This window comes from Rhizobium sp. A37_96 (assembly GCF_053521765.1).
Genome location: NZ_JBNWDS010000007.1, coordinates 123,927 through 147,010, shown reverse-complemented (window position 1 = coordinate 147,010; position 23,084 = coordinate 123,927). Strand labels below are relative to the sequence as shown.

Sequence of the window (23,084 nt, the reverse complement as noted above, 5' to 3'; positions counted from 1 at the left end):
CTGGCACTACACGGAAATTTGATTGACCGTGAGCCTCCGCGACCAATTGTCGGCCGGATTTGCTCTTTAACGGCTTCACTGGCCCGGGCGAATAGCCTCACAGAGGCATCCATTTTTTCAATGAATATCCAAGAATGAGCCATCGTAAAGGAATTGGTTACCATAATTCGGCATGCTTCCAGACAGTCGGCAAGGTGTTGGCCGGACGCGGTTTCAGCGTCGAGGCGCGTGTGCATTTGTGAGCCGGCGCAGTGTCTGTGTAGTTTGGATAACGAGTATCATGGCGTTTGTGACCGAAACGTTCGGTAACTTCAGTTCGCGTTCTGGCTATGCCTCGCGATCGAAAAAATCCCTCAGCATTCGTCCCGGCACCTTGGCCACCGGCGTCGCCGTGGCTGCCTTCGCCTGGGTTACGGCGACGCTGATCACGACGCAGTCGATGGTGCTGTCGCTTCCCGGCGCGGCGACATCGGACGACAACTTCCTCACGCCGCGCGCATCCGCCTTCATCGTACCGCAAACCCCTATGGCGCATTCCACCCGTTACGCCTCCCACACCACCTCGCTGAACGGCCAGAGCCGCTTCGGCAGCGCCGCCGCGACCGACACGGAACTTCAAGCGAAAGCCACCGGCGCGGATGCTGTTCGCCTGCAACTGGCGAACGCGCTCGCGCAACAGACCACCGACATGCGGCAGGCACAGAACGCAGCCGCGAGCATCAAGAGCGGCCGCGTCGAAATGGCCGCCGCGTCGCCGGAGACGATCGACCATCTGCGCAAGGTGATCGCCATAAACTTCGCCACTGCGGTCCAACAGCTGAACCAGGTCAAGTATACCGCCGCCCTCATGCCGGCTGCCGGCCCCGTCAAGACGACCGCGCAGCCGGCTGCGGTTGCCTCGGCAGCGCCTGAGGTGAGCCTGCCCGCCATCGCGGAAGCGAAGCCCTTGCCCGCCAAGGATGCCGACATCGCGGTGGCCGAAGCCGTGCTCAACGTCATTCCCGTGGCCCGCCCTGCCCGCGAAACACCCGTGCAGCGCGCCAACGCCACGAGCGCTATCGCCAGGGCGACCGCCAGTGACACGACCGCGCAGCCGCCGTCACGCCTCATGGCCTATGCCGATCCGGACGACAGCTCCGTCCGCAAGACGAAGCCTTTTATCAATCCCTTTGCGGCGATCAGCCCCGGCGAAGGCACGGCGATCTACGACATCGAGGCGAAGACGGTTTATCTTCCGAGCGGCGAGCGCCTCGAGGCCCATTCCGGCCTCGGCCAGATGCGTGACAATCCCCGCTATGTCGACCGCAAGAACACCGGCCCGACGCCGCCTGAGACTTATAGCCTGACATACAGGGAAAGCCTGTTCCATGGTGTGCAGGCGCTGCGCCTGACACCCTCAAATGGCGCCCGCATCTATGGCCGCAACGGCTTGCTGGCTCACACCTACATGCTCAGAGGCGGCCGTGGCGAATCGAATGGCTGCGTGGTCTTTAAGGACTACAACCGCTTCCTCGCGGCCTTCAAGCGCGGTGAAATAAAGCGGCTGAAGGTCGTCACGCGCGTATCGTCGGCGGCGAGCGTCGCCTCATCGCGCTAGGAGAATCGAGACTGAGGCGCTGCGCGCCTCAGTCTCCCACAACGATCGACGTCTGGCGCGGCAGTTCTCCATAGAAACCGCGCCAATTGGCAATTGCGAAGCCGAAAACGATCAGGGCGCCGGCCTGATGCGCCAAGGCCAGATCAAGCGGCACATGCAGCAGCAATGTCGAAATGCCCAGGATCGCCTGTATCAGCACAAGCACGAACAGCACGACGGACCGGCGCGCATGCGTCGTTTGCGGAGCGGCGCGCAGCGAGACGACCATGTTGATGGCGACGACGACGAAGATCGCATAGGCGCCGAGGCGGTGGACGAACTGGACCGTCTTCGGATTCTCGAAGAAATTGATCCAGGCCGGCGACTGTATAAAAAGATCGCTCGGAACGACGGCGCCATCCATCAGCGGCCAGGTATTGTAGGAGAGGCCCGCGTCCAGGCCGGCGACGAGCGCACCGAGATAGATCTGGAACAGCGCCATGAAGGCGATGAGACCGGCGACCTTCGCCGAATGGCGCGTCGGCGGCGGTTCGTTCGAATGCGGCGACAGGGCGCGCATGAACCACATGCAGGCGGCAAAGATCAGACAGGCCGTCACGAGATGCGTGGCAAGACGATACTGGCTGACATCGGTGCGCGCTTCCAGGCCCGACGAGACCATCCACCAGCCGATCGCTCCCTGAAGTCCGCCAAGCACGAAAATGCCGGCCAGCGGCAGCCAGAGCTTCCGCTCGACGCGGCCGGTGAGGACGAAGAACAGCAGCGGCAGGCCGAAGATGATGCCGATGGTGCGCGCAAGCAGGCGATGCGCCCACTCCCACCAGAATATGCCCTTGAACTCCTCGACGGTCATATCCTTGTTCAGCAGCTGAAATTGCGGAATGCGCTTGTAGAGGTTGAACTCCTCGTCCCATTCCTGGGCATTCAGCGGCGGGATGACGCCGTGGATCGGCTGCCATTGCGTGATCGACAGGCCGGAATTGGTAAGGCGCGTCGCCCCGCCCACCAGCACGAGGCCGAAGAGCACCAGCAGCACGCAGGCAAGCCAGATGCGGATGGCGCGACGATTTCGGTCCTGGCGAGCCACTTCCTTCAAAATCGCCTGCTCGGTCATAAAATTAGTGGCAGCCATGGCTTCTCCCTTCGATCAGGCTGTTGATTTGCCTGATAGGGGCGTGCAAAACAAGTCCCGGGAGTTTGCGGCATGCCGTCGCGGCATGCTGTCGTAATGAGGAGAAAAACCCCGTGCCCCTTCGCCTGCGCAAATTCATAGGCATGATCCTGCTCGTGCTGTTGGTTGCAATCTATGCGATCGTTGCCATGATCGTTGCAGTGCGGACGCTTGCAGATCAACCCGGCTGGGTTCATTTCCTATACTTCCTTTTCAGCGGCGTCGTCTGGGTGCTGCCGGCGATGGGCATCATCAAGTGGATGGCCGGACCGCGCCCGCAATGACGCGCGCTGTCACAATTTACACAAGGCTAACCCTGATCCGCGCCATATTGGGTGCGGTTGTCCCATCTTAAGCCAAAAATAAGCCGTTACCCGACAGACTGCATTCGAACGCCGCCGGAGCGGAGAAGATCGGATGCAGACCCAGACGCGAGATATCGCCGGTATCGCCGCCGCCGCGACGGCGGATGAGCCGACTGCATCCAACCGGATGCGGCCCGCCGCCGCCGACCAGTTGCGGATCGACATCTTCGACAGCATGATCCCGCTCGAAGCGGAATGGCGTGAACTGGAGCAAGACAACCTCGCTTCGGTACACCAGAGCTATGACTGGTGTGCGGCCTGGGTGGAGAGCTTCCGATACCCTCTCGCGATCCTTCGCGGCTCGATTGGCGATCGCATCGCCTTCATCCTGCCGCTGGAGATCATCCGCAGTCGCGGAATACGGCGGGCCGAGTTTATCGGCGCCCGCCACAGCAACATCAACACAGGCTTGTTTTCAGCCGAATTTCTGGCGAACGAGGAACTTGCGCCGGCACTGACGACGGCCATCGCAACGGCATTGCGCGGCAAGGCAGATCTCGCGATCTTGCGCAACGTGCCTCTCGAATGGCGCGGTCGACGCAGCCCGCTTGCATCTTTGCCGGCCGTCGAAAACCAGAACCATGCCTTCCAGCTGCCTTTCCTCGACAGTTTCGAAGCGAGCCTGAAGCAGGTGAACGCCAAGCGGCGGCGCAAGAAGTTCAAGCATCAGAGCAGAATCCTCGAAGCCACGGGCGGCTACGAGTACATGATTGCCGATCCGGATCAGCAGGACGCCCTTCTCGACCTCTTCTTTCACCAGAAGGCGGTCCGCTTCCGGGAGGCCAGCCTGCCGGACGTCTTCGATGATGTCCCGACCCAAGCCACGTTTCACCGACTGCTGCGGCGAAATGCGGAACGTGGCTTCGACGCGACGCTGCAGATGCATGCGCTCCGCCTCAAGGGAGAGCACGAAGGGCATATTGCTGCGGTTGCGGCGCTGTCCCGCAAGGGAGATCACGTCATATGCCAGTTTGCCTCAATCGACGAGGCTCTGGTCGCGGAGGCAAGCCCCGGCGAATTTCTATTCTGGTTGATGATCGAGCGGCTGCACCGCGAAGGCGTCGCCCTCTTCGATTTCGGCATCGGCGACCAGACCTACAAGCGCTCCTGGTGTCCCGTGGAAACCGTGCAGCACGATCTGCTCCTGCCGATTTCGAGCATGGGTCGCATGGCTGCGATGGCACAAAGGGGCATTACGCACACAAAGACGGCGATCAAGTCCAATCGCAAGCTCTATGCGTTCATTCAGCGGCTGCGAGCACGGCGCGGAACCGGCGCCGTCGCAGTGGGGAGCGATGGCGAAGGGGATTAATCAGGCTGCATCCCGGCGCGCATCCGGATCATGCTTTTCGCGCCAGCCGGACATCAGAATGATGTGTTCGTAGCCGGCCTTCTGGAATTCCGTCATCGCGGCGATAAACTGGCCTTCCTCGGGCTCCGGCATGGAAAGGATGATTTCCGTATCCTTGCTGCGCGTCAGCCGCGCGACGCCGGAGACCTCTGCCGCACCACATTCGACAAGAACGATATCATAGGCCGAGCCGAGCGCATCGAGGATCAGCGACAGGCGATCCGCGCCGCGCATGGCGCGGGCAAGGTCGCTCGTGCCCTGCGGTACGAGATGGGCATCCGACAGTCGATCCGGATGGATCGTATCGCCAAAGGCGGCCTCGCCGCATAGCAAGTCGGTCACGCCGGCAAGCTCGTCGTGCTCGGCCATCAGCCTCGAGGGGCATCCGGTGCCGGTCATGTCCACCAGCACGATACGGCTTCCCGCATCGGCGATGGTGCGCGCCAGCATGACCGTTGCCGTGGAACCGTTATCACCGGTTGGTGATATGGTGATAGCCAGCCGCGAGCCGCTGTCGATCAGATAATCGGCAACGGATTGAATGGAGAAATCCTCTTCTTCCTCCTCCGCATGAACCGCGTCCTCGGGCTCATGCTCGTGTTCGAGCGCGGCATCCGCCACATGAACCGGAACCTCGTCCGCCGGAATCGAGAGCGCGCTTGCGGGCGCCTCGACGGTGCCGGCCGTAACCGCTGCCAAGGTGGGCGCCGGCTCGAAGTCGGGTTGCCCGCGCTCGGGCGTTTCCACCAGCACGGTCTCTTCCTCCTTGCGGACAGGACCGACGGGCCGCAAGGCGCGGCCGCTGAACAACTCCGCGAGCATGATGACGATGGCTGTCAGGATAAAGGTCGCCAGCGTTGCGACGACGACGATAGGGCCGACTTTCGGGAAGGACGGATCGACCGGCTCGACCGCCGTGGAGACCACGCGCGCATCGGCGGGGCTGGAATTCTTGTCCGCGCGCGAGGCTGCCTCGCGATAACGGGCAAGATAGGTTTCAAGCAGCTGCCGCTCGGCGGTGGCTTCACGCTCCAGGGCATTGAGGCCGACTTCGTCTTCCCCTGCCCGGGCGCTGTCGGCTTTCAAGGTATTCGACTGCGCCACGAGCTGCTGCTCGCGCAGCTGCGCGACATTGGCTTCGTTCTCGATGCTTGCCAGGATCCTCTGCGTCTCGCGATTGATCTGCTGGCGGATGTCGACGAGCTGCGCCCGCAGGCTCTTCAACCGCGGATGCCCTTCCATCAGTGTCGTGGACAGATCCGAGATCTGCGACTCCAGGCCGGACTCCGTCGCCTTCAGCCGCTGGATGGTCTGCGACCCGGAGACATCGGTCAGGGTGTCGGTGGAACGGCCGCTGGACAGCGCGCTGCGCACCGCCTGCGCCCTTGCGTCGGCATTCGCCTTGTCTCCACGCACCTGCGCGAGCTGCGCGGAGATATCGGCAAGCTGCTGCGTGGCGAAATTGCTGTTCTGGCTGGTCTGGAGCAGCCCGTTGGCGGACCGATAATCCGCGACCTTCTTTTCGGCTTCGCTGACCTTGTCGCGCAGCTTGGCGATCTCCGGCTCGAGCCAACGTGTCGCCTCGCTGTTGGAATCGAGCTTGGCGCCGCTCTGCATCGACAGGTAGACCTGCGCCATCGCATTCGGAACGCTGGCGGCAAGATCGGGATCGCGGGAGGTAAAGCTTATGCCGATCACGCGCGAACTGTTGATCTGGTAAACCTGCAGCCGGCCATTGAAGGCGTCCAGCATCCGCTCCTCCGGCGCCTTGTCGGCGGCTGCGTGCTTCAGATGCAGCTTGACGAGAATATCGGAGAGCGCCGAGCCGTTGTTGCCGGGCGCAAATTCCGGGCGGTCATAAAGCTTGAGATTGGTAATGACCTGCTTCACCAGATCCGCCGACTGGAGAATCTGCACCTGGCTGGCAATATTAAGCTCGTCCAGCAGCGGACCGGAACTGGAGTCGTTGTTGGATGTCGTCGTCGCGAAGGCAGGTGCGCGCTGCTCGATCAGGATACGAGCTTCGCTGCGGTATTCCGGCGAAACGACCTTGGCGATGACAAGTGCCGCGCAGGCGCCCGCCAGCGTGATGGCAACGACACGCACACGCCGCTTCCACACGGCGCGGAAGAGCTGTGCGAGATCGATGTCCACATCCTGCTGGGTGTTGTTGACACCGGACATATGCAAGAACTCCGTAATAGAAAGCCAAAATTAATCGTAAACGACTATGGTAACCCAAGCGTTAATAGTATTTCGCTCGCGTTATTTTTGGCATTGCTAAATTTTTCCCGAATTCCCCCTGCTCTTTACCGACCGTTAACCCTAACGGATTGATAACGACCATAGTGTTTTCCCTTTTCCAATGAGCGCGAAATGCCCTTCGCAAAGTCAAAGATTGTCCTTGCACTTGGCATGGCTGCCGTGAGCGCCACCCTTTCCGGCTGCAATACTTATCAGCCCGCGCCAAAGGCCTTCAACGAGGCCACTATCCAACCCTATGCCCTGGATAGCGGCGACCGGTTGCGTATAACGGTGTTCGACCAGCCTGGATTGACCAATACCTATACGATCGACCAGGCGGGCTATATTGCCTTCCCGCTGGTCGGCCAGGTCGCTGCCCGCGGCCGAACCCTGCAGCAACTCTCCGGGCAGATCGCCCAGAAGCTGCGCCAGGGCTACATTCGCGACCCGGACGTCACCATCGACATCGACCGCTATCGCTCGGTCTACATCATGGGCGAAGTCGGCCAGCCGGGCCAATATTCCTACGTGCCCGGCATGACCATTCAGAATGCCATCGCAGTCGCCGGCGGCTTCACCAGCCGGGCCAACCAGTCCAATGCCGACGTCACCCGCAAGATCAACGGTCACGTCATGACGGGGCGGGTCGGCATTTCGGATCCGGTGCTGGCAGGCGACACCATCTATGTCAGAGAGCGGTTGTTCTAACCGCGACCGTTCATGGCCAGACCGCTCCGCATCCTCCATTGCTTCAGATCGCCGGTCGGCGGAGTCTTCCGCCATGTCCGGGATCTGGCGGAGGAACAGAGCAAGGCCGGACACGAAGTCGGAATCCTGTGCGACAGCCTGACGGGCGGAGAGCATGAGGATCGCCTGTTCGACGACATTGCGCCTTTCCTGACGCTTGGCATAATCCGCCTGCCGATCCGGCGGCAGATCACATTGTCGGATACGGCCACGCTTTGGAAGAGCTACAAGGAAATCAAGAGTTTGCGGCCGGACGTGCTGCATGGGCATGGCGCCAAGGGCGGCCTGCTTGCGCGCGTTCTCGGCTCGGCCCTGCGGGTAAACAGGTATCGCGTAGCCCGCCTCTATACCGCGCATGGGGGAAGCCTGCACTTTCCCCGCGCCTCGCTGCAAGGCATGCTGGTGCACAGCATGGAGCGGATGCTGGAATTTCTGACGGATGGCCTGATCTTCATCTGCGATTTCGAGCGCCGCACCTATGAGAGAAAGATCGGCAAGCCGCGCACGCGCTCGGTGATGATCTATAACGGCATCAGCGAACGGGACTTCCGCGGCATACCGACACGATCGGACTCGGTGCATTTCGTCTATATCGGCATGCTGCGGGACCTCAAAGGCCCCGATCTCTTTGTCGACGCCTTCGCCAAGACCGAACGCCTGATCGGCAGGCCGCTTTCGGCACTGATGATCGGCGACGGGCCCGACAGGGACAAATACCACAGGATGATGGTCGAGCGGGGCCTCGGCCACCGTATCGGCATGCTGCCGGCCATGCGCGTGCACGAGGCTTTCGCCGTGTCGCAGAATGTCGTCGTCCCCTCTCGCGCCGAGGCCATGCCCTACATCGTTCTGGAGGCGCTGGCGGCCGAGAAGACGGTCATCGCCTCGCGTGTCGGCGGCATTCCGGAAGCGCTCGGCGAAAACAGTGCCGCGCTCGCAAAACCGGAAGACGCGGACGACCTTTCCCGCGTCATGGCGGAAGCGATCACCGAGCCGCAATGGGGACGCCGCAACATGCCCGATATCGGCACGATACGATCGAATTTCTCGGCTTCAGTGATGGCGCGGGATACTTTGCACCTGTATCGAAATATACTTGGCATGGACACTGACGGTTAGAATACCAGCAAGTGTTGTAAGTGTTTCTTAGCTGATTTCTGATAGCCCTTTTCCGGTAACGACCGGATAAATTGCCATGAACACGAGTGAAAAGTCCGAGCAATTTAACTTGGACAATATTCGCAAGCAGGTTTCGGAAATCCGCACCCGCGGCGCCGGGGAAGCTCACGGCGATAACCCGGACGGCATTAATGCCTATGCCCGGCAAGTCGCGGAGCAGTTGCGCGAAACGAACCAATCCCCGGCGATCGTCGTCGGGCAATATAGGTTGTTCGAATTTCTGTCGCTGCTCGCGCTCGGACTTGCAATCCTCTTCTTCGGAACGCCGGCGGACAATCATCCGTTCGTGTCCAAGGCGGTCGTGACGATCGCCCTCTGCGGCCTTGCCATCGCGTTTCTGCAGATTGCCGATGCCTATCAGATACCGGTACTGCGCTCGCCTCAGCGCTTCCTGCACCGGGTGCTCGGATCATGGGTTGCCGCCTTTGCGGTCATGGCCATCGCCCTCGTGCCGTTCGACATCAACAATATCTATTCGATCCGCCTTCTCGGCCTGTGGCTCATGGCGGGTGCGGGCTTCCTTCTCGTCGCCCGCTTTCTCTTTGCCTATGGCATCCGCCATTGGGCGCGCAACGGCATCATGGAACGGCGTGCGGTTATCATCGGCGGCGGCGAACCGGCCAAGGAACTCATCCGCGCGCTCGAACACCAGCCCGATAACGATATCCGGATCTGCGGCATCTTCGATGATCGTGGCGAAAAACGCTCCCCCGTCATGGTCGCCGGCTATCCGAAGCTCGGCACGGTCGCGGAACTCGTCGAATTCGCCCGTCTCGTGCGCGTGGATATGCTGATCATCTCGCTTCCGATCAGCGCCGAGGATCGCATTCTGCAATTGCTCAAGATGCTTTGGGTGCTGCCCGTCGACATTCGTCTGGCGGCACATGCCAACAAGCTGCGCTTCCGACCCCGCTCCTATTCGCATGTCGGCGCCGTGCCGATGCTCGACATCTTCAACAAGCCGATCCGGGACTGGGACGGCGTTGCAAAGCGCATCTTCGATGTCTTCTTCAGCCTGCTGGCGCTGGTGCTGCTCTGGCCGATCATGCTGGGAGCTGCGATTGCCGTGAAGGCGACATCGAGAGGGCCGGTTCTCTTCATGCAGAAGCGTCACGGCTTCAACAACGAGATCATCAACGTCTTCAAGTTCCGCTCGATGTATACGCATATGAGCGATCCGTCGGCGCGCAATGCCGTGACGAAGAACGATCCGCGCGTCACGCCCGTCGGCCGCTTCATCCGCAAGACGTCGATCGACGAACTGCCGCAGCTTTTCAACGTGCTCCTCGGCAACCTCTCTCTGGTAGGGCCACGGCCGCATGCGGTTCTCGCCGCCAGCCACAACCGCACCTATGCCGATGTCGTCGAAGGCTATTTCGCGCGCCATCGCGTCAAGCCGGGCGTGACGGGCTGGGCGCAGATCAACGGCTGGCGCGGCGAGATCGACAGCGACGACAAGATCAAGTTCCGTACCGCCTATGACCTCTACTATATCGAGAACTGGTCGCTGCTCTTCGATCTGAAGATCCTCTTCCTGACGCCTTTCCGCCTGCTCAATACGGAAAACGCCTATTGACCGCGTTCGACCTTCCAGCGTCCCGGGTCGCGCAGCCGCAACTGGCCACATTGCGGATGCTCGGCACGGCCAGCGTCGCCATCGGCGTGTTCCTGTCGGGCTTCGTGATCGCAGAGCCGGCACCCTACGAACTGTGGCTCGCCTTTCTCATCGGCAGCTGGTTCATCCTCGGGCTGAAGATATCGCGCAGTGTCGCGCCGCTTCTGGCCTTGTTCCTGGCATTCAACGTCGGCGGCATGCTGTCGATCACACAGATGCACGACCTCGCCGCGGGAAATCATCTCGACGGCCCGATCTATATCGCCGTCTCCACCTTTCTGGCGCTGAGCTCCGTCTTCTATGCCGCCATTACCGAAGACAATGAAAAGCGGCTGAAGCTGATCTTCAATACCTGGGTGGTGGCGGCGCTGATTACGGCAAGCCTCGGCATTCTCGGCTATTTCCACGCCGTTCCGGGCTTCGATATCTTCACCCGCTACGACCGTGCCATGGGCGCTTTTCAGGATCCGAACGTCTTCGGCCCCTATCTGGTGGCACCGAGCCTCTACCTCATGCACGGCCTGCTGATCGGCGATTTGAAGAAGGCGCCGATCAAGGCCATCTGCCTGTTCGTTCTGGCCTTCGGGGTGTTTCTGTCCTTTTCCCGCGCGGCCTGGGCCCTGTTTGCCTTCGCCTCGGTGATGCTGATCTTCTGCATGCTGCTGAAGCACCGCAGCAACGCCTTCCGGCTGCGCATCCTGGTGATGTCGCTGGCGGCGATCCTCCTGATGGTCGTCCTGCTGGTCGTCGCGCTGCAGTTTCCGCAGGTCAGCGATCTTTTTTCCACGCGCCTGCAGCTGGTGCAGAGCTATGACGGTGGGCATCTCGGCCGCTTCGAGCGCCACAGCATCGGCTTTCAGATGTCCATGGAACGGCCTCTCGGCATCGGGCCATTGGTCTTCGGTCAGATCTTCCGCGAAGACGAGCACAATACCTGGCTGAAGACGCTGACCACCTATGGCTGGCTTGGCTTCGTGACGTGGATCAGCATGATCTGCTGGACCGTTTATATCGGCTTTCGCAACCTTCTGAGGGAGCGGCCCTGGCAGCCTTTCGTGATGATCGCCTGGATCGTCATTCTCGGCCATGTCGGTATCGGCAATGTCATCGATACAGATCATTGGCGCCATCTTTACATGCTGATCGGCATCGTCTGGGGCTGCGGCGCTCTCGAGCAAAAGCATCAGCGCGCCTTGAGCAAAGGGGAAGCAGCGCCTTGAATATTCGCACCAGCGTCAAGCGCCTGTCGTTGCTGCAGGTTCTCGAACCAAGCGGCGGCGGCTCGGGGCGGCACTTCCTCGATCTGTGCCGGGCGATGCAACATCGCGGTCATTCCGTCACCGCCATCTATTCGCCGGTGCGTGCCGAGCCTGCCTTTGTTGCCGAGCTGCAAAGCATCGGCCTGGACAATGTCGTTCCACTCGACATGCGGCGGGCGCCCGGTCCCTGGGACCTGTCGGCGTGGTGGCATCTCCGCAAGATCGCGGCACGGCACGGGCCGTTCGACCTGATCCACGGCCATAGTTCGAAGGCCGGCGCGCTGACACGACTGCGGCTGCCGGGCCGACACGTCCCGGTCCTTTATACGCCGCATGCCTTCCGCACCATGGATCCGACGCTGGGCGCCAAGGGCCGCATGGTCTATGGCGGCATCGAGCGGTTCCTCGGCACCTGGCTGACGGATCGGCTGGTCTGCGTTTCGCAGGATGAGTACAATCATGCCCTGTCGCTCGGCATTCCCGAAGCGCGCCTGCGGGTCGTGGTCAACGGCGTCAACGCGCCGCCCCTCAGCCAGCGCGCCGCCATTCGCAAGCGATATGGCATTCCCCAGGATGCCCTGCTCTTTGGCTTCGTCGGCCGGATGACCCGGCAAAAGGCGCCTGAACGCCTTGTTCAAGCCTTTGCACGCATGGCGGCGGCAGTACCGCAAGCCTATCTGCTGATGATCGGCGTCGGCGAACTGGCCGATACCGTCAAGGAAACGATCAGGGCATGCGGACTTGAAGATCGTGCTCGCCTGGACGGCAGCGTGCCGGGCGTGACGGCCATCGATGCCTTCGATGTCGTCGTCATGCCAAGCCGCTACGAGGCGATGTCCTATGTGATGCTGGAGGCTGCGGCTGCGGGAAAGCCGCTCGTGCTGGCCGATGTCGGTGGGGCGCGCACGGTGCTGGAGCACGGCAAGAACGGCTATATCGTTCCCAACAGCAACGATCCGGAGGCGCTGGCGGCCGCGATGGCGAGCTTTGCCGATCCGACGCTGCTTGCCAGTTTCACCGCTGAAGCGCGCCGCCGCAAGGATGGTTATACGCTGGCAGGCATGGCGGATGCGACCGAGAAAATCTATCAGGAGCTGCTCGGCTACCCCGTCCCCGCTCAGCTGGATCTGACCGGAAATGGAGACTTGCGCGATGCGGTCGACGGTCGGCAAAAGAGCGCGGCCGCCCTTTGAGTTCGCGCGTGATTTTTGTCCGAAACCGGTTCCGCTTCCTGAGCCGATGCGATAGAGTTAACTCATGATTACTTCAGCACAATTACGTGGCGCGCGCGCCATGCTCGGACTGACGGTGGAAACGCTGGCAAGCGAGAGCAAGCTTGCGGTTTCGACAATCGAAGCACTGGAAACGGACATCGGCTCGAGCGACATCAAGGCGCTTGCGACGGTTCGGTCCGTCCTCGAAAGCCGTGGCGTGCTTTTCCTCGCCGGTGGCAGCGACGGAACAGGCGGTCCCGGCATACGCTTCAAGCATTGGTCAGACAATGATGGCATCAGGCCGGAAAACCTGAATGCCACCAATGATGACTGACGTTAAGGCGCATCGCCATCGCAAAATCGCCGCACACTTCGGTGCGGCATTCTTCAGTGTGCCAGCTTCCAGCTTTTGACCAGCTCCTCGGGAGCCGAGATGGCGGCGGGCAGGATGAAGCGCTCGGTGTCGTTGGCCGGCTCCCAGCCCTCGACCACCTGGCCGACAGGCAGGCCATGGCCGAAATCCGTCAGCGTCACGAGCTCCAGGATCATATGACCGTAGTCGTCGCGCCATTCGCGGCGCTCGCCACCTTCGAACAGCCGCAGGCGACCTTTGGTCCGCGGGCGTCCGCGTGCGGCCAGCCATTGCGCGACGGAAGCTTCCGCATTGGCAAAGGACACGACCTCGTCGGCATCGCCGTGCCAGATGGAAATGGCCGGATAGCGGGTCGCCTCGGGAGACACTTCGCGAACGAGCTCTCCCCATTTTTCAGCCGGGCGGCTTGAACCCCGCTTCATGACGTCAAGCGCCGCCATGGCATCGCGGGCGGCTCCGAAAGGCAGGCCCCCGATGATGGCGCCGGCGGCAAACAGCTCCGGATAGGTTGCGAGCAAGGCGGCAGCCAAGGCGCCACCGGCGGACAGGCCCATGATAAAGATCCTGCTATCGTCGATATCGTGCACCTTGCGGCTGAAATCGATCATCTCGCGAACTGAGCCAAGCTCGCCGCGATCACGGGTGACCAGGCTCGGGCGAAACCAGTTGAAACACAGGTTGGGATTGTTCGATGCCTTCTGTTCTGCGTAAAGCACGGCGAAGCCATGCTGGCGCGCGAGCGCGCTCCAGCCGCTGGCGCGATCGAAATCCTCGGCATTCTGATGACAGCCGTGCAGCACGACGACAAGCGGCATCGGGCCTTTGACGCCCGGAGGCACGTATTCAACCATACGCAGGTCGCCGGGATTGCGGCCGAACCACAAAATTTCCGTCAGCCGCTGCGGCACTGGGCGCGTGGGAACGCGACGGCGCGCGGGCTGCGATTGCGGCTGCGCCATCGGAAACTTGAGCTGCGGCAGCTCGACGGAATCAACGAGCAAGCGGCGAAGCCGGCTCGGAACTTTAAAATTCATCATGGACCTTTCTATCCACGCCAGCCGCAATCGGTTTTCCTCCGCGGCGGCAGGCGCGCACTGTTTCTTTCAAGAAGCAGTGAGCATCGAGAAATCGAATCTCTTTTTGCAACGCAGCAAATATAAGGATGGGGGTTCGCTTCGAACAGGCACAAAGCATCATTGCTGCTATGTGAAATCAGCCTGAATCGATTGAATTTCCGGCTAGAAAAAAACGCAGTTGCGTCAGAAATAAGCCCTTGCGAGCGCAAGAAGTTTTGCGTCGTCCTTCACGCCCTGGCGATAGAGCTGGATGATCAGCGCACCGAGGCGCTCGGCTTCCGGGCTGCGGGGGTTCATGCCGCGATCCGTGCAAACGGCGTCGAGCACTTTTTCCAAACGATCCAGATCGTCTGAAAACAGCGGCAAATCCCGGGGATGAATAGGAGTTTCCAACATTCGTGCGTCTCGTCATCCTTCGGGTAGAAGCACGCGGAACCTCGCCGGCACCCGCTGCATACCCGACGACATGGCCCAAACTATGCGCTTTGCTCGCCGTCTTGGCAAGGAAGCAATTCAGCAATCGCGCCCTTCGAGTTCCGTCTGATTCGCAAACACAGCGGCAAATCCCGACACGGGTACAATTTTAAGTTACCGCATCATCAAGCATTTATCCGCGTCTGCGATAAGAAGGGAAACGGAGACATGACGATGACCAGATTTTTGATCCGGGCCGCGTTCGGGCTTGCGCTTGTCAGCGCCGCCTCGCCGGCTCTTGCGCAGAACTTTTCGAATCTCCCCCTGCGCAACCCTCGCCAGCCGCCAGAGGGATATATCTCCGTGCAATCCGGAATATCGATTTCCTATCCGGTGGCGGATGGCGATAGCGAGGCGCAGCAGGAGAAGGCGTTGAAATCCTTCTACAAGATCGCCGCGAGCAGCTGCGCGACCCTTCTCGACACCATCGCCGATGCCTGCGAGATCAGCGCCATGTCGAGCAGCAGCTCGGTCACCAATCTCGACAATCGCGGCACGAGACTTTCGATCAGCGGACAGGTGACGATGTCGGTCAAGCTCAAGCCGTCGGCTGCCGCCGCGAAGTAGCCCTCCACCATTGCGGTCGGCAAATCGGTTCCAAGCCAACGGATCGGTAAGAAATCGCGGCGATAATCCCCTCGCAATCGAGGGATGATACCATGGCGAAAGCGAAACGACGCACGCGGCGCAAGCCGCAACCCAAGGCGGGCAATTCGATGTGGCTGTGGGGCATCGTCGGTGTCGCGACCGTGGCGGGCATCTATGCCTATCAGAATCGCAAGGACATGCCGTCGATGCTCGCCCGCGCCGGCGCGGTCGCCGGTATGCAGCATGTGGCACGGGAAGCGCCGGTGCCGGCAGCCAAGCCGCAGATCAGGACAGCCGCAATCGCTCCCGAGCCGCGCGCGACATCGGCCCTGCCCGTACCGCCGGCCGCCATTCCGGTGGCGATGCCGGTCGGCAGGATACCGATCGAGCGGCCCTCGCCCTCCCCTGGCCTGCGCGCGCAGACCGGCGGAAAGTTCGTGCTTTGCGGTCCCGGCTCAGGCACCAATTGCGTCATTGACGGCAATACCTTCTGGCAGGATGGGATGCGGATCCGGTTGGCGGATATCGATGTGCCGGACGCGGATGCTGCGCGCTGCCCCAGCGAAAAGCAAAAGGCGGTGGCCGCGAAGCTGCGCCTGCAGGCAATCCTCAACGACGGAACCTTCGTGCTTTCCGGCAGTAACCGCCGCGACGACGAGAATGGCGGCAAGCTGCGCATCGCCATGCGCGCCGGCCGCTCGCTCGGCGACCAGTTGGTCAGCGAAGGCTTTGCGCATCGCTGGACGGGCCAGGTGTCATCCTGGTGTAGCTGATTTTCAGAAATTCGATTGGGAGTTCAAGGAGATAAATGGTCGGGGCGACTGGACTCGAACCAGCGACCCCTTGACCCCCAGTCAAGTGCGCTACCGGGCTGCGCTACGCCCCGACCTGCCGAAACGGCTTGTTTCGTTTAGAGTTTAGAGTTTCCCGACGCAAGCGAAAAGTGGTGGCTTGCTCAGAAAAAAGTTGCGGCTCAGCGACAAGCCTGCCTTGGTCCATGGCTCGGCTGATAGGTGTTGTCCGAGGGGCGGTAGGAGCGATAGCGGCTGGCGCAGTTGCGCGCGTGGCTATCGTAGTAGCTCTCCGTGTGCTGCCTGTTGAACAGCGTGCCGGTTACGAAGGATTTGAACAGCACGCCGCTGTCGGAATTATCGTCGTAATAGCTGTCCGAGCCGTGATGCTGATGGCCGCGGCCCCAATGGCTGTGATGACCATGCCAATGGCCGTGGCCGTGATCATGCACCTGGATGACATCAGACTGTTCGGGCACCGACAGGGCCGGCATGGTGATGGCGCCCGCCGGCACGGCGGCGCCTGCCGCCAGCAACAAACCAAAGCCCGCTGCAGTTATCGACCTGGCAATCGTAAACATATGCGACTCCTTCGAAATCCGGCGGCGGCGCCTCGCAAATTTGCGTGAAAAAACCTTGCTGCCGTGCACGCCGTTATTATCTGTATATAGTGATTTGGAGCCACACTCATAGATGCCCTCCGTCTTTATTGTGCGGCAGATTTAGCAGAAACGAAGGGGGCACGGAAAGTTACGGCAATGAAGCCTCTGATAGCCCTTATGCTATGTGCCCCCCTGCTTGCCGCATGCGCGGCAGCCGAGCCCTTGCAGCCCATTCCCGGCAGCATCACCTATGGCGGCCAACCGCGTATGAAGCTGACGCAATCGCCTCCCGGCTCGCAACTGCAGCATCATTTCACCAACCAATGGGGCCAGGATGTCTATGAGACCTACATCATCCAGCCGGACCGGAGCCTGAAGCTCGTCAGCCGTGAGGAAGTAAGCCCGCCATTCTGAGCGGCGTGTTACCCCACAAACGAAAACTCCGCCGGGATGAGCCGACGGAGCCTGCATTTCGGTATCTTGGGAAATGGATTACCAGCAGCGATAGCAACGGCGATAATAGGGCCGGCCGTAATAGCCACGATGATGGTGGTTGTCGCTGACAGCCGCACCGACGAGAACGCCGCCGATGATGCCGGCCGCAGCCAGCGCGGCCGCCTGATTTTCAGCCTGCTGCGCCTGGACGCGATTGGACTGATAGGTCGCGCCGACGCAGCGATTGTAGCGTTGCGTTCCGGGACGGAATCCTTGCGACTGGCAGGTCATTTCGGCATTCATCGCAGATTCCTGCGGCGTCTGGCAGCTTGATAGAATGGTGGTTACGGCGACGAGACTCGCCGCCACGGTGGCACGTATGCGCATGTTCTCTCCGGCAATGTTGATACAACCCCGGGGAAGCGAAATACAGCCAAAGGTAAGCTTTAGCAAGCCAAGCCGGCCAGCAATGCGCGAGAATCGATCCAGGCGCCTGAAATCACTCGCCAGGATGGCATTTCGCTCGATGGCGCTTTGGCGAAAAACGAAAGGCCCCGTCAAACGACGGGGTCTTTGCACATTACGCCTGTGCCCATGGCGATATTCGCAGGCCAGTGCAGGTTATCCAGCTCGGATCAGAAATTCCGCTCGAAGCGAAGGATGCCGGCGAGCGTATCGTCCTTGATGAAGTCGTAGTGGACGTAGGTCAATTCCGGCTCGACCAGGAGATCCTTCACCGGGTTGAACTTCAGGTTCGTGGTGGCTTCGAAGATCTTCGAGTCGGTATAGGCGAGCTGGAGGTTCCACTTCAGCTTTTCGTTGATCGGAACGCCAACGCCACCCCAGACAGCCCAGTCACCCCAGCCGCATTTGGCTGCATTGACCGTGCCGTTCGACGCGGTGCAGGCTGAAACATCCTGGTTCGTGCCTGCGTACTTGTTGAGCTTGTCGCCATCGGTGTTCCAGCCGCCCATCAGGAAGGCTTCCACGCCGCCGAACTTGGCGTCGAGGCGAGCCTTGATGGCACCTTCTTCGACGATCGAGTCGTAACCGCCGACGACCTTGAAGCCCCAGTTGTCCGTCTTGTAACCGAGACCGGCAACGACATCGGGCGCATAATGATCGGACTTGTCGTCCGTCCACCAGCCGGCGCCATAGGATGCCTCGCCGTCGGAGGTGGAGTAGCTGTCTTCGAGCGAGATCACGGCCGAGAAGCCGTTGCCTGCATCGTAGTTGTAGGTCAACTGGTTGAGTTCGTAGGGGCCGTCGTAGATCACGTCGTCGTTGATGACGTCGCCGGCGTAACCGACATACAGATTGTACTGCGAGTCGAGCTTGCCGACCGTGAAGCCGCCGAGGCTGATGTTTGCGAACAGCAGCTTTGCGGAGGTTGCGTTGCCATCGTTCCATTCCCAGCGGAAGATGGTGTTGGTCTTCAGCGGACCGTATTCCGTATCTGTGGCCGTATCGACATTGAGTTCGACGCGCTCGTGCCAGAGCGTACCGACCCTGCTGCGCGGATTATAGGCGTCATACCACTCGCCTTCCGTGCGAACCTTTCCACCAACTTTCAGGCAGGTTTCCGTACCGGGAATAAAGAAATAGCCAGTGCCATACGCGTCGCAGATACGAACATACTCAAGTGGTTCGGGTTCGGCGGCAACAATGGCGTCGGCGGCATGGGCAGCGCTGGCTGCGACGATGGCAGCAGCGGAGCCAAGAAGAAGGCTCTTGATGTTCATGGTGTCTCCATTCGACTAATCCGTCAGGGATGGAGTCTCCCGGCAGACACAGCGTGCCCCTCCATAGCCTGACTGTTCCCCTCATACAGGGCGAAGCAACAAAGCTTCGCCGTCAAAACTGAACCCATGGTCCCGCTGCGGCAAGTTAATAAGTCTACCTTAGTAATTTTCACAACGCAGAAGGGTGGCGAGTGTCACAAAAATATCACTCCCCCGCATAAACAATACGCAAGCGATACGCAGCTAAAACATGCACAAGCCGGAATTGCGCACATAATAGTTGTATATTCCTGAAATTCAATATGCTTTGGCTATGATCGCCGTTGCGGAGAGGATCGCTAACGCACCTGGTCGAGCAGGCGCTTGCATTCCAGAAGGTCGTAGAGCGTTTCCTGAAGCAAGGCACGATCTTCCTTGCCGACGCTGGATTTGCCGATGGAAACATCCGGCGCGCCGTCATCGCCGCTGACGAAATTGAAGAAACGACGGCTGATGGGCGCCTTGGCGCGGCCGACGAGCTGGTCCTCATCGGAATTGACGGAATTGATGCGCGGCTCGACTGCCGGCGGCTCCTGCGCAGCGGCGAGCGCTTCCACGCTTGCCAGATCGCCATGACCGACGGCAATGACAAATTTGTTGCCATTGGTCTTCAGAAGCTTCTGGACACCCTTGATCGTATAGCCGTGATCGTAGAGCAGATGGCGGATGCCGTTCAGCAGGTCGACATCTTCAGGACGATAGTAACGCCTGCCGCCGCCACGCTTCATCGGCTTTATCTGGGGGAACCTGGTCTCCCAGAACCGTAGGACATGCTGCGGCAGATCAAGGTCTTCCGCGACTTCGCTGATCGTGCGAAATGCATCCGGGCTCTTGTCCATCATCGTACTCCTACAGTGCGCATGCGGCGCCGTTCGGGCCGGATCGCACGGGTAGGGATATGATATCCGCGTTTCCCGGCGATGCGACTCACCATATTTCAACGGTTTGGCGGCGGAAATTCAAGTCACATCTTCAGCTGTTGCACAAGCTGGCAACAAACAGCAAGGAAAGACAGCACAAATCGGCCGCAGGACGAGCCATCCGGCCGAACGAATAAACGTCAAAATGGAATCAGGAGGCAGGATTTGCCGGCTTGGCCTTCGCCTTGCGGCTCGCATGCGCTTTCAGAATGCGGGTCTTGAGAACGTTCGACGCCTTGAAGGTCATCACACGCCGCGGAGAGATCGGCACTTCCTCGCCGGTCTTCGGATTGCGCCCTATGCGTTCATTTTTGTCGCGCACCTGAAAGGTCGCAAACGAGGAGAGCTTTACGGTCTCCCCACGCACGATGGCGTTGCAAATTTCATCGATCACAGTCTCAACGAGTTCCGCCGACTCCGTTCGGGAGAGACCGACCTTCCGGAATACCGACTCCGCCAAATCTGCGCGCGTCACTGTCTTGCCTGTCATAGCTCCCCGCCCATATCGCTGCGTAATATTCTTTGAGTTTCGCGAGACTATTGCCCTTGCGCCGAGCGGTCAAGCTCTTGTTCGGACCGGCTTTTAGAGATGCGACACTACCAACGCAACAGGACGGCGCCCCAGGTGAAGCCACCACCCATGGCCTCCAGCATCACCAGATCGCCCTTCTTGATTCGACCGTCGCCTGCCGCGACGGCAAGTGCCAGGGGGATCGACGCGGCCGAGGTATTGCCATGGAGGTCGACGGTGACCACAACCTTCTCGGGAGCAATTCCGAGCTTCTTGGCCGAACCGTCGATAATGCGGCGATTGGCCTGATGCGGCACCAGCCAGTCGAGGTCGTCCGAGCTGGTTCCGGTCGCGTCGAAGGCAGCCTGGATGACATCGGTAATCATGCCGACGGCGTGCTTGAACACTTCGCGGCCCGCCATGTGCAGGACGCCGACCGTTCCCGTCGTGGAAGGGCCGCCGTCGACATAGAGCTTTTCCTTATGCGCACCATCGGAGCGCAGGCTTGCCGTCAGCACGCCACGGTCGGTATTGGCGCCGCTCCCCTCGCCTGCCTCGAGGATCAGCGCGCCCGCGCCGTCACCGAAAAGAACGCAGGTCGTGCGGTCCGTCCAGTCGAGAATGCGGGAAAAGGTCTCGGCGCCGATGACGAGAACACGCTTGGCAAGGCCGCCGCGAATATAGGCGTCCGCCGTCGTCACCGCATAGACGAAGCCGGTGCAAACGGCCTGCACGTCGAAGGCAAAGCCATGATGCATGCCGAGCCGGTTCTGGATGTTCACCGCGGTGGCGGGAAAGGTATTGTCCGGCGTCGAGGTGGCGACGATGATGAGATCGATGTCGTCCGGCGTCAAGCCGGCATTGGCAAGGGCGGCGCGGGCCGCCTGCTCGCCGAGAGAGGCCGTGGTTTCGCCCTCGCCGGCGATATAGCGCTGGCGGATACCGGAGCGCTGGACGATCCAGTCATCGCTGGTATCGACAATCTGCTCCATTTCGGCATTGGTCAGGACGCGCTTCGGGAGCGCCGCCCCGAAGCCGCGAACAATTGAACGGATCATTCTGCTTGTACCCCGTCGCTCATGCCGCTTCCGGCCCTATGGGAGGCAGCCGCTTGGCATGGTATCTTTTCAAATCATTCTCGATTTTCTGTGTAAGTCCATTCTTGGCCATGTCGTAGCCGACATCGATGGCTGCGGCGAAGGCTTCGGCATTCGCGCCGCCATGGCTCTTGATGACGATGCCGTTGAGGCCGAGGAAGACACCGCCATTGACCTTGCTCGGATCGAGCTTTTCACGCAGCAGGTCGAAAGCGCCCTTGGCAAGGACATAGCCGATGCGCGCGAGCAGCGTGCGCGACATGGCGGCACGGAGATAGGAGCCGATCTGCTTTGCCGTGCCTTCCGCCGCCTTCAGGGCGATATTGCCGGAAAAACCTTCCGTCACCACGACGTCGACAGTGCCCTTGCCGATGTCATCGCCTTCGACGAAACCAGAATATTCGAGCGACTCGAGGTTGGCCTCGCGAATGAGACGCCCGGCATCCTTGACCTCTTCCTGGCCCTTGATCTCCTCGACACCGACATTCAGCAAGCCGACGGTCGGCCGTTCGATCTCGAAGAGCGCGCGCGCCATGGCGCCGCCCATCAGGGCAAAATCGAGCAACTGCTGCGCGTCGGCGCCGATGGTGGCGCCGACATCGAGCACGATGCTTTCGCCGCGCAGCGTCGGCCAAATCGCCGCTATCGCCGGACGTTCGATATTGGCCATCGTGCGGAGGCAGAATTTCGCCATCGCCATCAGCGCGCCGGTATTGCCGGCGGATACGACGACATCGGCATCGCCTGACTTCACCGCATCGATCGAACGCCACATGCTGGAGACGTAGCGGCCGCGGCGAAGCGCCTGGCTCGGCTTCTCGTCCATGCTGATGGCGACTTCGCATTCATGAAAAACCGACTTTTCACGAAGCTTTGGATATTTTGCGAGGACCGCTTCGCAGCGATCCTTCTGTCCGTACAAGATGAACGTGATATCTGGATGCCTATCCAGCGCCTTGGCCGCGCCGGGAACAACAACCTCTGGGCCAAAGTCGCCACCCATTAGGTCAAGAGAAATTCTGATCACGCGTCCCTGGTCCTTTTTCTCCGCCTAGCATGGCGAATTTGGCGTCAAAATACCGTTTTCTCCCCCGGTTACAACTGAATTGTGCTCAATTGCCAAGCGGGTCTATTCCTTTTTCCAGTCTTTCAGAACCGCAAACGGCGAAGGTTTCCTGTCGTCTTCACCCGTGTCTTCTATATGCGCGTCGAACTCTACGCCGGGCTTGCGCGGATAGGGATCGATGGCGAGAGCGGCAAACTCCGCCACGACCTCCCCGGCATCGATCGTGTCGCCGGTAAAGGTCTCCGGAAGATCCGGACCATCCGGATCGAGCACCATTTCTCCCGCATCCACCGACGGCGCACGCGCCAGCTTCGAGTCCTCCGGTATGAAGATATGCTCGAAGTCCTCATCGATATCCGATTCGACCGGCTCGAGCGTGACGACGCAGGCCTGAACGATCTTCGCCTTCACATTGCCCTTGATGCGCAGCCCGTCGCGCTTCCAGCGCGAGATCTTGAGATCGGCCTCGAGCTTCTCCACGGAAAGCACGTCCCAGAGGGCGGCAAGCCCCACAAGCTCGCGCTTGTCCGCCTCGACATGCACGTCCACCGGATTGGCGGAAATATGGCCCACCTTCACGGGGTAGGAAAACGGTGTCTCGTCGGAGTCATGTCTTTTCATTTTTCTT

The 23,084-nt window shown here is 60.6% G+C and carries 24 protein-coding genes and 1 tRNA gene; 12 read left to right on the top strand and 13 right to left on the bottom strand.

All coding sequences use genetic code 11. The features are described 5' to 3' along the window. The first annotated feature begins 280 nt into the window (after nt 1–280). Nucleotides 281–1,597: a tlde1 domain-containing protein gene (locus ACQZ6J_RS19425; RefSeq protein WP_449085260.1), complete on the top strand. Its 1,317-nt coding sequence runs from the start codon at nt 281–283 to the stop codon at nt 1,595–1,597. A 28-nt stretch (nt 1,598–1,625) separates the two neighbouring features. On the opposite strand, the gene ACQZ6J_RS19420 is transcribed toward ACQZ6J_RS19425, so the two are convergent. Further along, entirely contained in the window at nt 1,626–2,729 is a 1,104-nt protein-coding gene (locus tag ACQZ6J_RS19420; protein WP_449085259.1) for a COX15/CtaA family protein, read from the bottom strand. Nucleotides 2,730–2,842: 113 nt separating this feature from the next. Between ACQZ6J_RS19420 and ACQZ6J_RS19415 the strand changes: the two genes are divergently transcribed. Together ACQZ6J_RS19415 and ACQZ6J_RS19410 are read left to right on the top strand one after the other, a co-directional pair. Then, on the top strand, nt 2,843–3,052 hold the full coding sequence (locus tag ACQZ6J_RS19415; protein WP_163986172.1) for a DUF2842 domain-containing protein: 210 nt from the start codon (nt 2,843–2,845) through the stop codon (nt 3,050–3,052). Nucleotides 3,053–3,185: 133 nt separating this feature from the next. Next, complete coding sequence (locus ACQZ6J_RS19410; RefSeq protein ID WP_449085258.1) at nt 3,186–4,445, top strand: GNAT family N-acetyltransferase; 1,260 nt, start codon at nt 3,186–3,188, stop codon at nt 4,443–4,445. Here the strand turns inward: ACQZ6J_RS19410 and ACQZ6J_RS19405 are convergent, their stop codons facing one another. Continuing rightward, nucleotides 4,446–6,668, bottom strand: a complete 2,223-nt coding sequence (locus ACQZ6J_RS19405) for a GumC family protein (protein ID WP_449085257.1) — start codon at nt 6,666–6,668, stop codon at nt 4,446–4,448. It lies immediately after the preceding gene. A 192-nt stretch (nt 6,669–6,860) separates the two neighbouring features. Between ACQZ6J_RS19405 and ACQZ6J_RS19400 the strand changes: the two genes are divergently transcribed. The 6 genes from ACQZ6J_RS19400 to ACQZ6J_RS19375 all read left to right on the top strand — a co-directional run bounded on the left by ACQZ6J_RS19400 (nt 6,861) and on the right by ACQZ6J_RS19375 (nt 13,076). Beyond that, a complete protein-coding gene (locus ACQZ6J_RS19400; RefSeq protein WP_163986175.1) occupies nt 6,861–7,436 on the top strand; it encodes a polysaccharide biosynthesis/export family protein in 576 nt (191 codons plus the stop codon). Nucleotides 7,437–7,448: 12 nt separating this feature from the next. Further along, nucleotides 7,449–8,594, top strand: a complete 1,146-nt coding sequence (locus tag ACQZ6J_RS19395) for a glycosyltransferase family 4 protein (RefSeq protein ID WP_163986176.1) — start codon at nt 7,449–7,451, stop codon at nt 8,592–8,594. 76 nt (nt 8,595–8,670) lie between these two features. Next, nucleotides 8,671–10,230 carry an undecaprenyl-phosphate glucose phosphotransferase gene (locus ACQZ6J_RS19390; RefSeq protein WP_449085256.1) on the top strand — a complete coding sequence of 520 codons (1,560 nt, stop codon included), beginning with the start codon at nt 8,671–8,673 and terminating at the stop codon, nt 10,228–10,230. Next, the gene (locus tag ACQZ6J_RS19385; protein ID WP_449085255.1) at nt 10,227–11,489 is read left to right on the top strand and encodes an O-antigen ligase family protein; all 1,263 of its coding nucleotides are present in this window, start codon (nt 10,227–10,229) and stop codon (nt 11,487–11,489) included. Before ACQZ6J_RS19390 ends, ACQZ6J_RS19385 begins: the two co-directional genes overlap by 4 nt. Beyond that, a complete protein-coding gene (locus ACQZ6J_RS19380; RefSeq protein WP_449085254.1) occupies nt 11,486–12,721 on the top strand; it encodes a glycosyltransferase family 4 protein in 1,236 nt (411 codons plus the stop codon). Before ACQZ6J_RS19385 ends, ACQZ6J_RS19380 begins: the two co-directional genes overlap by 4 nt. A 64-nt stretch (nt 12,722–12,785) precedes the next feature. After that, nucleotides 12,786–13,076: a helix-turn-helix domain-containing protein gene (locus tag ACQZ6J_RS19375; RefSeq protein WP_163986180.1), complete on the top strand. Its 291-nt coding sequence runs from the start codon at nt 12,786–12,788 to the stop codon at nt 13,074–13,076. A gap of 53 nt (nt 13,077–13,129) precedes the next feature. Here the strand turns inward: ACQZ6J_RS19375 and ACQZ6J_RS19370 are convergent, their stop codons facing one another. Beyond that, on the bottom strand, nt 13,130–14,152 hold the full coding sequence (locus tag ACQZ6J_RS19370) for an extracellular catalytic domain type 1 short-chain-length polyhydroxyalkanoate depolymerase (RefSeq protein WP_449085253.1): 1,023 nt from the start codon (nt 14,150–14,152) through the stop codon (nt 13,130–13,132). A 222-nt stretch (nt 14,153–14,374) separates the two neighbouring features. Beyond that, nucleotides 14,375–14,587 carry a hypothetical protein gene (locus ACQZ6J_RS19365; RefSeq protein WP_163986181.1) on the bottom strand — a complete coding sequence of 71 codons (213 nt, stop codon included), beginning with the start codon at nt 14,585–14,587 and terminating at the stop codon, nt 14,375–14,377. 252 nt (nt 14,588–14,839) lie between these two features. Between ACQZ6J_RS19365 and ACQZ6J_RS19360 the strand changes: the two genes are divergently transcribed. Together ACQZ6J_RS19360 and ACQZ6J_RS19355 are read left to right on the top strand one after the other, a co-directional pair. Next, complete coding sequence (locus ACQZ6J_RS19360) at nt 14,840–15,232, top strand: hypothetical protein (RefSeq protein ID WP_163986182.1); 393 nt, start codon at nt 14,840–14,842, stop codon at nt 15,230–15,232. A gap of 92 nt (nt 15,233–15,324) precedes the next feature. Continuing rightward, nucleotides 15,325–16,026 (top strand): thermonuclease family protein, encoded by a 702-nt coding sequence (locus ACQZ6J_RS19355; RefSeq protein WP_163986183.1) that lies wholly within the window; start codon nt 15,325–15,327, stop codon nt 16,024–16,026. 36 nt (nt 16,027–16,062) lie between these two features. On the opposite strand, the gene ACQZ6J_RS19350 is transcribed toward ACQZ6J_RS19355, so the two are convergent. Further along, nucleotides 16,063–16,139, bottom strand: a tRNA-Pro gene (locus ACQZ6J_RS19350). Between the two features lie 87 nt (nt 16,140–16,226). Then, complete coding sequence (locus ACQZ6J_RS19345; protein ID WP_449085252.1) at nt 16,227–16,625, bottom strand: BA14K family protein; 399 nt, start codon at nt 16,623–16,625, stop codon at nt 16,227–16,229. Nucleotides 16,626–16,802: 177 nt separating this feature from the next. On the opposite strand from ACQZ6J_RS19345, the gene ACQZ6J_RS19340 reads away from it, so the two are divergent. Next, entirely contained in the window at nt 16,803–17,060 is a 258-nt protein-coding gene (locus ACQZ6J_RS19340) for a hypothetical protein (RefSeq protein ID WP_163986185.1), read from the top strand. Nucleotides 17,061–17,138: 78 nt separating this feature from the next. On the opposite strand, the gene ACQZ6J_RS19335 is transcribed toward ACQZ6J_RS19340, so the two are convergent. The 7 genes from ACQZ6J_RS19335 to ACQZ6J_RS19305 form a co-directional block, all read right to left on the bottom strand. Next, entirely contained in the window at nt 17,139–17,468 is a 330-nt protein-coding gene (locus ACQZ6J_RS19335) for a hypothetical protein (RefSeq protein ID WP_163986186.1), read from the bottom strand. Between the two features lie 248 nt (nt 17,469–17,716). Further along, nucleotides 17,717–18,823, bottom strand: a complete 1,107-nt coding sequence (locus ACQZ6J_RS19330; protein WP_163986187.1) for a porin — start codon at nt 18,821–18,823, stop codon at nt 17,717–17,719. 338 nt (nt 18,824–19,161) lie between these two features. Then, on the bottom strand, nt 19,162–19,701 hold the full coding sequence (locus ACQZ6J_RS19325; RefSeq protein ID WP_204326442.1) for a MerR family transcriptional regulator: 540 nt from the start codon (nt 19,699–19,701) through the stop codon (nt 19,162–19,164). Nucleotides 19,702–19,933: 232 nt separating this feature from the next. Then, nucleotides 19,934–20,272, bottom strand: coding sequence for an integration host factor subunit alpha (locus tag ACQZ6J_RS19320; protein ID WP_112797246.1), 339 nt, complete (start codon nt 20,270–20,272; stop codon nt 19,934–19,936). A gap of 107 nt (nt 20,273–20,379) precedes the next feature. Further along, entirely contained in the window at nt 20,380–21,351 is a 972-nt protein-coding gene (locus ACQZ6J_RS19315) for a beta-ketoacyl-ACP synthase III (protein ID WP_163986189.1), read from the bottom strand. Between the two features lie 19 nt (nt 21,352–21,370). Next, entirely contained in the window at nt 21,371–22,417 is a 1,047-nt protein-coding gene (gene plsX, locus ACQZ6J_RS19310; protein ID WP_163986190.1) for a phosphate acyltransferase PlsX, read from the bottom strand. A gap of 102 nt (nt 22,418–22,519) precedes the next feature. After that, nucleotides 22,520–23,077 (bottom strand): YceD family protein, encoded by a 558-nt coding sequence (locus tag ACQZ6J_RS19305; RefSeq protein ID WP_449085251.1) that lies wholly within the window; start codon nt 23,075–23,077, stop codon nt 22,520–22,522. Between the last annotated feature and the right edge of the window lie 7 nt (nt 23,078–23,084).